Annotated in this window: 8 protein-coding genes; 6 read left to right on the plus strand and 2 right to left on the minus strand. The window is 53.5% G+C overall.

What is annotated here, in order from left to right:
* From INT22_RS21370 to INT22_RS17410, 5 genes are all read left to right on the plus strand, one after another.
* Positions 1–247: c-type cytochrome biogenesis protein CcmI/CycH (locus tag INT22_RS21370; protein WP_446718961.1), on the plus strand; the 247-nt coding region annotated here is incomplete at its 5' end.
* A gap of 33 nt (positions 248–280) precedes the next feature.
* On the plus strand, positions 281–3,772 hold the full coding sequence (gene smc / locus INT22_RS17395; protein ID WP_193068646.1) for a chromosome segregation protein SMC: 3,492 nt from the start codon (positions 281–283) through the stop codon (positions 3,770–3,772).
* Positions 3,773–4,673: 901 nt separating this feature from the next.
* Positions 4,674–6,593, plus strand: a complete 1,920-nt coding sequence (locus tag INT22_RS17400; RefSeq protein WP_193068654.1) for a cell division protein ZipA C-terminal FtsZ-binding domain-containing protein — start codon at positions 4,674–4,676, stop codon at positions 6,591–6,593.
* An 89-nt stretch (positions 6,594–6,682) separates the two neighbouring features.
* Complete coding sequence (gene ligA / locus INT22_RS17405; RefSeq protein WP_193068647.1) at positions 6,683–8,746, plus strand: NAD-dependent DNA ligase LigA; 2,064 nt, start codon at positions 6,683–6,685, stop codon at positions 8,744–8,746.
* Positions 8,743–9,015, plus strand: coding sequence for a YheU family protein (locus INT22_RS17410; RefSeq protein WP_125745817.1), 273 nt, complete (start codon positions 8,743–8,745; stop codon positions 9,013–9,015). The genes ligA and INT22_RS17410 overlap by 4 nt, the downstream gene beginning before the upstream one ends.
* Here the strand turns inward: INT22_RS17410 and mnmC are convergent.
* Positions 9,009–11,021, minus strand: a complete 2,013-nt coding sequence (mnmC, locus tag INT22_RS17415) for a bifunctional tRNA (5-methylaminomethyl-2-thiouridine)(34)-methyltransferase MnmD/FAD-dependent 5-carboxymethylaminomethyl-2-thiouridine(34) oxidoreductase MnmC (RefSeq protein WP_193068648.1) — start codon at positions 11,019–11,021, stop codon at positions 9,009–9,011. The two genes, INT22_RS17410 and mnmC, sit on opposite strands and share 7 nt — an antisense overlap.
* Before the next feature lie 171 nt (positions 11,022–11,192).
* A complete protein-coding gene (locus INT22_RS17420) occupies positions 11,193–11,492 on the minus strand; it encodes a YciI family protein (protein ID WP_038481742.1) in 300 nt (99 codons plus the stop codon).
* A 164-nt stretch (positions 11,493–11,656) separates the two neighbouring features.
* Between INT22_RS17420 and INT22_RS21375 the strand changes: the two genes are divergently transcribed.
* The coding region (locus INT22_RS21375; protein ID WP_226912856.1) for a PHP domain-containing protein at positions 11,657–12,004 on the plus strand (348 nt) is incomplete at its 3' end.

Raw genomic sequence — 12,004 nt, forward strand, 5'->3', positions numbered from 1 at the left:
ACTGGCTGTTATTCGTGCCCAGGTGTCAGAGCTTCCCATGACTGTTGTGCTGGATGACACTGCAGCTATGTCCCCCCAAGCGCAAATCTCCCAAGTGCGTGAAGCACGCTTAGTTGTTCGCGTTTCGCAATCTGGGCAGGCAATCCCTCAGCCTGGTGATCTGTTTGGCGAGCTGGAGAGCGTAAGCGTTGGACCTATTAATGAGGATGATGCGGCAAATGTTGTTATTGACCGCGTTTTTGAATAACGTCCACGCAAACAACCGCAGCTAAGGGTCGCAATGCGCTTAACCTCTATTCGTCTTGTTGGGTTCAAGTCTTTTGTTGATCCAGTAACGGTGCCCTTCGATGGCAATATGACCGCCATCGTTGGGCCAAACGGTTGTGGCAAATCTAATATCATCGATGCGGTGCGCTGGGTAATGGGGGAATCCTCAGCTAAAACCCTGCGCGGTGAATCGATGGCCGATGTTATCTTCAACGGCTCCACCGGTCGTAAGCCGATCAGCCAAGCCTCTATCGAGCTCAAGTTCGATAACCGCGATGGTGGCATGGGGGGCGTTTACGCGCAGTACTCAGAAATTGCGGTAAAGCGCTTAGTCACCCGCGACGGCCAATCCAATTACTTCTTTAATGGTCAAAAGTGCCGTCGGCGAGATATCGCTGATCTGTTTATGGGCACTGGTTTAGGCCCGCGTTCTTACGCCATTATCGGCCAGGGGATGATTTCACGGCTAATCGAAGCACGCCCCGATGACCTGCGTGCCACGCTGGAAGAGGCCGCGGGTATTTCAAAATATAAAGAGCGCCGCCGGGAAACCGAAAACCGTATGCGCCGCACCCAGGAGAATTTGGAACGCCTGGATGATATCCGTGAAGAGTTGGACAAACAGCTCGAACGCCTTAAACGTCAGGCAGAAGCAGCCAAACGCTACCAAGAGTTAAAGCAGCAGGAGTACCGGCTAAAAGGCGAGCTGGCGTTAGTACGCGGACGCGCATTGCGTACTGAGCAATCTCACCAAGAAAGCCGAGTGCGCGAGCTGGAAATTGCGGTTGAAAAAGACGTATTTGGCGTACGTCAGTGTGAAACGCGCCTGGAACAAGCGCGCGAACAGCACGATGAACTTGCCGATGTGCTAGAACGCCACCAGCAACAGTTCTTTGAAACCACCACCCGGATTGCCCGCCTGGAGCAGGATCAAGCGCACCGCCGCAGTCGTGAAGCTCAATTGGCGAGCGATATAGCAACGGCGCGCCGCGACCTTGATGAACAGCGTCGAGTCAGCGAAGGTGATCAAGAGCGACTTGTCGCGATAGAGGCTCGTTTAGAGGACTTGCTTCCAGAGCATGAAGCCCTTGAAGAGCAGCTAGAAACACTTGAGCAAACCTTAGCGGATGCGACTCCTGCTCTTGAAACTGCCGAACAGCAGTGGGCCGATGCAGAAAATCACTGGCGCGATGCCAGCCGGGAAGCGGACCGTAGCCAAGACCAATTACGCGATTTAGAGCAGCGTATTGCGCGCATGCAGGCGGAGAACCAGCGCCGCCGTCAGCAGCGTGGCGAACTTGCCGATGTTACTGAGTTGCGCAATGAGCACGCTGAATGCCAAGCCCAGCGGGAAGAGGCTGAACAGCGTGCTGAAGCCTTTCAAACCGAACGTGACCATTGGCAGCAGCGCTATAGCGATGCCAAAGCCGCTTATCAGCAGGCCACCCAGGCGCGTGATCAGCAGCGTGCTGAACTAAGTCAACATCAAGGCGAACTCGCGTCATTGAAGGCGTTAATTGATGCCGCCTTGGCTGATCACGACCCAGATCTTAGCGATGCATTAGCGGCTCACGGCTTAGCCGATGCGCCACGTCTTGGTGAAGCGATTAGTGTTGCATCTGGCTGGGAGCGAGTGATTTCCTGGCTGCTGGCGCCGTGGTTAAACGCCCGTTTAGTATCAGCGAACCAGCTAAACGCGCTGCCTAATGCCCTAGCCACTGATTGGTGCTTAATCGACCAGGCTGAGCGGCCAGCGACATCCGCGCAGCGCTTGGATTCGCTGGTGTCGGGGGCAGGTGCGTTAGGCGAATGGTTAGCAAGTATTCACTTCGCAGAAACCAACGAAGATGCTGAGACGCTACTAGGTAATTTGGCGCCTGGAGAGAGTGTTGTCAGCCGCGAAGGCGTGTGGCGTGGACGCGGCTGGCTGCACCAACAGGCCAATGGTGAAGGTGTTGATGCACTGTTGGTGACACGCCGTCGGTTTGATGAATTAGACGCCCGCCTTACCCAGGATGAAGACGCGTTAGCGTTGCTGGATGAGCAGTGCGAAGCCGCTAGCGAAGCCATTGAAGTGCTAGAGCAAACCCGTGAGCAGCAGGCTGAGCAAGAGCGTGCCCACGCCGCTTCGCTCCAACAGCTTGCGGTGAAAGAGCAGCGACTAGCTCAGCGCCTAGAACATTTAGAGAGCCGCGCCACTGAGTTGGATGATGAACTCGCGCAACTGCAAGAGGATGAGGCGGAGTTAACGCTCACTTTAGAAGAGCAGCGCGCTCGCTGGCATGCTGCGATGGAGCAACTTGAAGCCGCTGCCGAAGCCCGCGAAACCAGTGCTGAACAGCGCAGTCGCCAACGTGAGCAGCGTGACCAGTTAAATCAACAACATGCTCCCATGAAGGCGCGTCAGCAGGCATTGGCGCTAGAGCGAGAGCGGTTGAATGCTGAGCGGGATAGCCTGCGAGCCCAGCAAAGTCGTAGTAGCGATAGTGAAGAGCGCCTTTCGCTGCGTATTGCTGAGTTAGAAGAGTCACGGGAAATGCTGGTAGAGCCAGACGAACTGGCTGCTGAAGAATTAGAGGAGTTGCTACACCAGCGCGAGCAGCAGGAGCGGCGTCTTAATGATACTCGTCAGCAGGCTCAGGCATTGGCAGAGCAGCTGCGCAACGACGAGCTGGCTCGCCAGCAGCACGAGCGCAACTTGGAACAGAGTCGTGAGCAGTTACAACAGCGGCGTATGGATGTACAAGCACTGGCGCTGAAAGCGGCAACTCAAGATGAGCAATTAGCAGAACTAGGCCATGATCCCGATGCTCTAGCAGAGCACTTGCCTAGCGACGCCAGTGAAACTGCTTGGCAGGAGCGGTTGGAAAACACCACAGATAAGATTCGTCGTTTAGGTGCCATTAACCTTGCGGCGATCGAAGAGTACGATCAGCAAGCCGAGCGGCGTAACTATTTGGAAGCTCAGCATGCTGAGCTTACCGAAGCATTAGAAACGTTAGAGCGTGCGATTAAACGCATCGATCAGGAAACTCGCGTTCGCTTTCGAGAAACATTTGACCAGGTTAATACAGGTCTACAAACGCTATTTCCACGGGTTTTCGGTGGGGGAGCTGCTTGGCTAACCCTCACCGGGGATGATTTGCTGGAAACCGGTGTGGCAATTATGGCGCGGCCGCCAGGTAAGAAAAACAGTACTATTCATCTACTGTCGGGGGGAGAAAAGGCGCTAACAGCACTGTCGCTGGTTTTCGCAATTTTCCAGTTGAACCCCGCGCCTTTCTGCATGTTGGACGAAGTCGATGCGCCGCTGGATGATGCCAACGTAGGGCGCTACGCCAAACTTGTTAAAGAAATGTCTGAAAGCGTTCAGTTTATCTATATCACCCATAACAAAATTGCTATGGAGGCTGCTGAGCGCTTGATGGGTGTCACCATGCAGGAGCCTGGTGTGTCTAGGCTTGTTTCGGTAGGGATTGATGAGGCTGCAGCCCTGGTTGATTAAATGCTTTATCGGCAAATGCGGTGCCTTCAATGGTGGTGAACTAAACGAGTTTTCACCCATTAAAAGCCTCGGGAAATATGCAAAAATTGCGATAGAGCAAGCCTATGACGGGTTGTGTGCTGAACCGATAGTGAGTCTTTCTGCTTTTGCTTAGCTATCCCAGATTAGCTTCATTAGTGGCTATTGATAGCGTTTCTTTCTTTATTTTGTGATTGTAAAATATCTTATTTATCAGCGATTTATGTTTATTCTCGGTTTCTGATTAACTGCTTTGATCATGGGCGCTGAGGACTGCTCCTGCTAAAGCGTATCGTGCAGTTAAGCATGTTCATCTATCTAAAATTGACAAATCTGAAATGTGAACTTTCATTACCTTTGTATAGCGTTAGTTAAGGGTTTAAAACATATATGCTATGATTTCATTAGCGATTAAATACTATTTGTTACGACGGATTTTTTGGTGGAGTAGGTTTGTAACAGATAGGTTTGTAATAGATAGGTTTGTAGCAGAATAGCTTTTGATCGAACAGCAGTTGGCTGGGCAATTGAGCAGAAGAGCAGTGGCGTTTCGTTACGTAAGTTTGAATGTGGGCTTGTCATATTACGGTGTGAGAAGGCGAGCAAGGGAGCGAAATTCTCCCTGTAGAAAGCAGACGATGATGTGACGATGTGTCCTGTCGGGATAAATTAGCGCTAAAATGGCACTTTTCTTAGTTGATATAGTCAAAGATTTGGCCTAAAACACACCTTATGGGGGTGTTAAAGCGTGAAAATCTGCAAAAAGTGGCCCTTTTCGTAGCAACCGCGCTATGCTTGATGATAATTAGCTAATTTCGGATATGTTACGTCATTAAGGCATTGCGCCTTTGCAACCGGTATATTGACCCATGGAATGCTCGACATGGAATTAAGAGAGTGGTTAATCATTCTAGGACTGGCACTGGTTTCGCTCATCGTCGTTGACGGTGTGCGAAGGCTTCAGCGCCAACGCCGTGTGCCCCGCCTGGATCAAGCAGTCAAAGACTTGCCAGCCGCTAAATCCGAAGAATTTAATGATGAAGTCAAAGAAGCGGAAATAAACTGGGAACTGCCTAACGGTGGTGCGCGGGTCGTTAAGCCTGCTGACTACAGCAACCTTGGTCAAAAACCTAAGCTGGAACGCCAAGAGCACCCGGGGCCTTCCAAAGTACTGTCTGATTTTCGCCGTTCTTTTTCCAGCTCTGCCAGTTCGGCCAAGTCAAAAGCCAATGCGCATTTTTCGTGGTCTCGTAAAAATGAGCCTCGAAAACATGAACAGCCTTCTGCTGTCGGGCATCCCACGTCGACGAATCATACATCCGTTCAGCCAGATACTGCTTCAGCCGAGCACACGTTAGGCATGTCTGCAATTCCTGAACCCGAGCGCCGGGAGCCTAGCATATTTATGGCTGATGAGAATCCCAACAATACTGTTAGCAATAAAACTCAGCACACAGACGCTACTCGCCAAACGACAAGTAGCAAGCCTGCCGCTACAGCTGAAGCCCATCGCCCTGATAGCCACGATTCACAGCCAGTATCTGAACCAACCGAGCATTACCAGCCAGGCGTTAGCGGTCAGCAAATTAATGTTGAGAAACAGCAGCCAACGGCGCAACACGAAGAAGCTGAAAATCTTGAAGCTAACAGTCGCCTAGAGGCGGTATCAGCTGGAACTGAAGAACAAGTTGCATCAACCGTAAAGGCTTCAGTCGAGAAAGCGTCAGAAGAACCCAGTGCTGCAGCTGAGCCGACTGCAGAAGCAGAGCCGACGCTAAGAGTTGAACCTGAAGATGCCGTACAACATGCAGCTGACACGCCCAAGCGGCGTCAACTACGTGCAGATACTGCCGGTGAAGACAGAGAGCTAGACGACGATGAGGTTGATGAATACCGCTTGGTCGACTTCGAAGGCATTGGACGTTCCTTTAAACGTCGTTTGATTGAGCGTCGTAAAGAGAAAGAGCGTAAGAAAGCAGAGAAGGCGAAACGTGCGGAAGCACTAGCCAAGCAAAAAGCAGAACGTAAAGCACTTGAAGCCGAGCGTAAAGCGCTTGAGGCGCAGCAGCGCCGTGAAGCAAAAGAGGCAGCCGACGCTGAAAAAGCGCGTATTGCTCAAGAGCAAGCCGAAGCGCGTGAGGCCGCTGCGATGACCGCTGCTGCGGAGCGTGAGGCTGCGCAATATAATGAGCCGACGATTTCTGCGCACGACGAGAGTTATCACGATGTTGATGACTACGACGATTATGTGCCTGAAACGGGACATCGGGATAACGTTGTACGTACACACCCGACGTTAGAAAAAGCATTACGCCACGATGTTAATAGCGAGCGGGCCAGAGATGCACTCACCGACGCTTCTGAAATGGTTGTGATCAGTGTGCTTTCGCGGGAGCCTGAAGGTTTTGATGGCGGTAAATTGCTTGAGCTAATCATGGCCTGCGGTCTTCGCTACAGCCGTGAGATGGGTGTCTTTCACCGTTTTGAAACAGAAAGCTTCGATAGCGAACTGCAATTTTCAATGGTGAATGTACTTAAGCCTGGTACGTTCCCCATTGAAGAAATGGATGAGTTTGTGACCCCTGGTATTACGTTCCTGATGCCGCTGCCCGGCGCTGAAGATAGTTCAGCAGCGTTTGAAGCGATGGTCGAAACAGCGATGGTTGTCGTACGCCATATGGGCGGTGAGCTTAAAGATGAAAACCGTAGCGTAATGACGGCGCAAACCATTGAGTTTGCAAGGCAGCGCGTTCATGAGTTTGAACGTCGCCATCGCTTGCAGCGCCAACTGCAAGCGCGTTAAGCATCGCGTTGCGTTAACACCCGCCTTCCTAAGGAAGGCGGGTGTTTTTGTTACTAAACACCTGTTTTTTTGTATGCCGGAACAACTGAATGAGTCAGCCTGAGAAAAAACTGCTGGAAGAGATTAGCCAACTGCGTGCCGATTTGGACGACGCTAATTACCGCTATTACATCTTAGATGAACCTAAGCTGACCGACGCAGATTACGACCGCAAGCTGCAGCGGTTGAAGCAATTGGAGTCTGAGTACCCCGATTTAATCTCACCGGATTCCCCTACCCAGCGCGTGGGGGCTGCACCAGCGGAAGGATTTCCTGAAGTTGCTCATGCGATCCCCATGCTTTCTTTGGATAACGCATTTAGCCGTGATGATATTGCTGCGTTTGCCGAGCGTGTCGCTGAACGTTTGGAGTGTCAGGCGAGTAGCGTTGAGTTTAGCTGTGAGCCAAAGCTCGACGGTGCCGCGGTATCGTTAGTGTACGAGCAGGGCGTACTGGTCAGTGGCGCAACCCGTGGCGATGGCCGTACCGGAGAAGGCATTACATCGAATTTACGCACCTTGCGGTCTGTTCCGTTAAAGCTAATGGGCGACAACATTCCAGCGTTATTAGAAGTACGCGGCGAAGTTATTATGCGCCATGCAGGCTTTGAAGCGCTTAATGATCGAGCGAGGGAAGAAGGCAGCAAGGTCTTTGCTAACCCGCGTAATGCGGCGGCTGGCAGCCTGCGTCAGCTCGATCCTCGGATTACCGCAACGCGCCCATTAGAGTTTCATGCTTATCAAGTTGCCCGGCTCGATATGACGAATCTTGGCGACGGTGAGCTTAGCAGTAGCCCAATGACAACTCATAGCCAGCAAATGGAAAGGCTTAAGGCATGGGGCTTTCGCTCCAGCACGGAGCTGCGGACTGTCAATGGTCCTGAGCTGGTGGCTGATTACTGCGAGCAGTTGGGTGAAAAGCGAGACCAGCTGGGTTACGACATCGATGGCGTCGTGATTAAAGTAAACGATCTGCGCCACCAGCGGGAGCTTGGCTTTGTGGCGCGGGCGCCACGCTGGGCGGTGGCATTTAAATTTCCTGCTCAGGAAGAGGTCACGACCCTTAACGATGTGGAGTTTCAGGTAGGCCGTACTGGCGCGATTACCCCGGTTGCTAGGCTAGAGCCTGTCACCGTTGCTGGTGTGACGGTATCAAATGCGACGCTGCATAACGCAGATGAGATCACCCGCTTAGGTGTGATGATTGGTGATACGGTGGCCATTCGTCGGGCAGGTGACGTGATTCCCCAAGTGGTACGCGTCGATATCGACAAGCGTCCTGCCCAGGCGCGCGTGATTACCTTTCCCGAGCACTGCCCGGTGTGTGGTTCGGATATTGAACGGCTGGAAGGCGAGGCGGTCGCTCGTTGCTCGGGTGGGCTTTATTGTGCCGCGCAGCGTAAAGAGGCGCTGAAGCATTTCGCCAGCCGTAAAGCGCTAGATGTCGATGGGCTGGGTGAGAAGCTGATTGAACAGTTGGTGGACTTGGACTGGGTGAAAACGCCAGCAGACTTATTTCATCTCACAGCTGAGCAGCTTCAGACGCTGCCACGCATGGGTGAAAAATCCTCGACCAACTTGGTAAATGCCCTGGATAAGGCTAAGCACACCACGCTGGCACGTTTTATTTACGCCTTGGGTATTCGCGAAGTAGGCGAAGCCACAGCGGCAAATTTAGCCAGCTACTTCGGTACACTTCAGACCTTGCAAGAAGCTGATCAAACGGCGCTGGAAGCGGTGAATGATGTTGGTCCGATTGTCGCTGCCCATGTTCATACTTTTTTCCGTCAATCGCATAATCTGGCAACGCTGAAAGCACTGCTTGATGCGGGTATCACGTGGCAAGAGAGTGAAGTGACGCAAGGCCCGACACCCTTAGAGGGGCAGACCTGGGTACTCACCGGCACGATGGACACCATGACCCGCGATGAAGGTAAGGCGCGGCTGCAAGCGCTAGGCGCTAAAGTAGCGGGTAGTGTTTCCAAGAAAACCACCTGCTTGGTAGCGGGCGAGGCCGCAGGCAGTAAATTAACCAAAGCAGAGCAACTGGGCGTTGAAGTGATCGATGAAGCCACCTTTATCGAGCGTCTAGCTGCCTGGGAGCAGAGTGAATGAGCCGTTTTATTGAAGTGCCAGCACGCATGCTGCCGCCGGAAACGCTGGATGCTTTGCTTGAAGCATTTGTGACACGCCAAGGATACGATACCACCGATACCGGCGCAGGTATGAGCGGCTGGGTAGCCGAGCTTAAACAGCAGCTTGAGCGTCACGAGCTGATTATTGCTCACGATCTTGAGTTAGAAATGACCGAAGTGATGACGCTCGCCCAATGGCGTTCCTTTGGGCGAGACCTTGCCGATGATGAGGAAGAGGGCGATTACTGAGCGCGTACTAGCGCACTGATAATCCGTCGCCCAGGGTGTAAATGATCCACTAACGATAGCTCTAGCGGCATCGGCTCATCACACATTCGCGAGGCAATGATTTCGGCGCAGAGCGGAGCGCTGGAAAGACCCCGAGAACCGTGTGCGCTAGATATCCACAGCCCTGAATGGTGCTCTCCTAGGGTATCTGGCACGTTAGAAGCATCTTTTTGCAGCACCGCGTAATCCTGCTGCCATGCGTCAGCATTGGGCACTGGCCCCGCGTAGGGGCTTTTGTCAGGGCTGGCTGCCCTTACCGCAGCACGACCTGCTAGCGTGTCGGGGCTTAGCGTTACGCCCGCAGCCTCAAGGGTGGCGACCCATTCAGGTAGTGTTTGGCGTAGTTCATCAATATTGCGCTGATGGTCTGCTGCCGTAACGTCGCTCGTGGCGTTATTAGGCACAAAGCTGGCCCCGAACGTCAGCACGCCGTCCACTGGCGGCGACACATAGCCACCCGCGCATACCACACGTTGCGGGCCTTGAACGCCTTCGGGTAGCTTCACTTCGCTCACTTGTCCGCGAACCTGCTGTAGCGGCAGCGCTGCGGTTTGTTCAAAGCGGTTAGCCAGAGACGCATTGGCTACTACAACGTGATCAGCGGTCAGCGTTTCGCCGTTGGCCAACACGATCTGCCAAGCTTTACCGTCGGGCTGAAGGGTTGTCACTTCCCCCTGGTGCAAGGTGATATTCGCGTGCTGTATTAGCTGTTCGCAGAGCAGTTTGGGGCGCACCCAGCCTGCCTGGGGATAAAACAGTCCGTGACTCGCTGTGATGGGAACACCCGCCAGCTCGCCCAGCGTCTCGGTTTGAGCGGATACCATCGCTTCTGGCAGCGGATGGCGTGCCATAAAGCGTTGCTGGCGCACAGCCTCCTTGTCGCTTAACGCCAGTTGTACCACGCCACATGGTTGCCACAGCGGCGCTTCCTGTGGTGTTGCTGAAGCCCACTGGCTAAGCCAGCGCTGGCTGTAGAGAAGGCCTGATAAATAAAACCGGCTCTGGTTATTCGTTTCCGCGGCTAGCTTTACATACAGCGCTCCCTGGCGATTGCCGGAGCCACCAGCGCCGGGTGCATCGCGTTCAATGACCGTTACCTGAACCCCACGCTTGGCTAACGCCGCTGCCACGCTGCAACCGGCCATGCCTGCCCCAATGACGGCCACATGGTTAGCTGGCCTTGCCGCAGGCGGTGTGAACCATGGTGTTGACTGGCGGCGAGTGTCTTTGGGCGGTGTGTCGATATCGCCTGCTAACATTTCCCGCTTGCGCCCAAACCCAGGGACCTTTTGCCAGCTAAACCCCGCTGCTTTTAGCCCTCGTTTAACGACACCAGCACAGGTAAACGTGGCAAATGTTGCCCCAGGGCGAGAGCGTGCTGCCATGGCTTCGAATAGCTCAGGCTGCCACATTTCGGGGTTTTTAGCAGGAGCAAAGCCATCTAGGAACCATGCGTCGACTTGACCGTCGAGTAGGTTCAGTCGTTCGGTGGTGTCGCCAAAGTGCAGGTCGAGAGTCACTCGCTCGTTGAGATGCAGACGGTGAATGCCGCTGACGGCTTCAGGCCATTGGGCGCATAGCACTTGTGCATAGTGTGCTAACGAAGGCCAGGCACTTAGTGCGCGCTCAAGAGATACTCGGTCAAGCGGAAATTTCTCGGTGGATAACAGATGAAGACGTGCAGTGCTCGGTGCATGTTGTTCAAAACAGTCCCACGCGCACAGCATATTAAGCCCGGTGCCAAAGCCTGTTTCGCCAATCACAAAAGCGCGGCTGTGTCGCCAGTCCGCAAAGCGCTTAGGCAGGTGATTCGCCCCTAGGAAAACGTGCTCGGTTTCAGCCCGGCCATCTTCCCTGGAAAAATACACATCGTCGAAGGCCTCTGAATGGGGGGATGCCTCGTTCCAAGTGAGTAAAGGAGCCGTTAACGCCGCGAGCGGGGGCAGGGCAGTAGAGCGTTGAGTCACGCGGGTATCCCCGTACTGATGAAGTTTGTGTTAAGGATAGGTTAAAAATTGATCAACTTGTTGATAAGGGCATCAGCTCTAGCTTTGGGGAAAGCGTCCGCCGAGTTTTCACAGAGTTTTCCACAGGCTCTGTGAAAAAGAAGGCGGACTCTCCACACTCGCCTCTATCGGTCAAGGCATTACTTTTTTAAATGGCTTAACAATTACCTTGGCATAGACCCCAGCAATGATGTATGGGTCGGCGTCAGCCCAGGCTTGCGCGTCCTCAAGGCTGTCAAATTCGGCAACGACCAAGCTGCCGCTAAAGCCTGCATCGCCTGGGTTATCGGTATCAATAGCGGGGTGGGGGCCAGCCAGAACCAAACGGCCTTCATCACGTAGCTTTTCCAGGCGACCAAGGTGATCCGGGCGTGCCGCTAGACGGCGCTCCAAGCTGTTGGATACATCTTCACTGATAATAGCGTAAAGCATGGGGATAACTCCTTGAATGCTAGGGCGGTTGTTCCGTACTGAATTGACCGCGCCCCTGTAAGCGCGCACCATGGTGAGCGACTGTATACCGTTAAGGGAAAACAGGGTGCCTGTTTTATTCACACCACCCTATTCTGACAAACTCGCCACACGGCGTCATGCTTATGCCCCTACTTCCTGCGAACTATCTTCCTGTAAACCTGCCCCGCGTGTTTGATGCCGACCAGCGTTATACGGTGGATTTACACATGCACTCTACCGCGTCAGATGGCGCGCTTACTCCTACTGAGTTGGTAAAGCTGTGCGCTGCACGTGGTCTTACCCACATGTCGCTGACAGACCACGACACCATGGAAGGTATTGAAGAAGCTGGCATCGCGGCGCAGCAAGCAGGGCTTTGCCTAGTGCCTGGCTGTGAGTTATCCACGCGCTGGCAGGGAATTAATATCCACGTAGTGGCGCTTATGCCCGGCGGCTTGCAGGGGCCTCTGGTAGAAGGGCTTGCATTGCAG

Origin of the sequence: Halomonas sp. 3D7M, from assembly GCF_014897885.1 — a bacterium.
GTDB lineage: Bacteria > Pseudomonadota > Gammaproteobacteria > Pseudomonadales > Halomonadaceae > Vreelandella.

Bases quoted from the DNA above. Each gene is read 5' to 3' on its own strand.
- smc (WP_193068646.1), top strand. From the start codon at position 281: ATGCGCTTAACCTCTATTCGTCTTGTTGGGTTCAAGTCTTTTGTTGAT.
- INT22_RS17400 (WP_193068654.1), top strand. From the start codon at position 4,674: ATGGAATTAAGAGAGTGGTTAATCATTCTAGGACTGGCACTGGTTTCG.
- ligA (WP_193068647.1), top strand. From the start codon at position 6,683: ATGAGTCAGCCTGAGAAAAAACTGCTGGAAGAGATTAGCCAACTGCGT.
- INT22_RS17410 (WP_125745817.1), top strand. From the start codon at position 8,743: ATGAGCCGTTTTATTGAAGTGCCAGCACGCATGCTGCCGCCGGAAACG.
- INT22_RS17420 (WP_038481742.1), bottom strand. From the start codon at position 11,492: ATGCTTTACGCTATTATCAGTGAAGATGTATCCAACAGCTTGGAGCGC.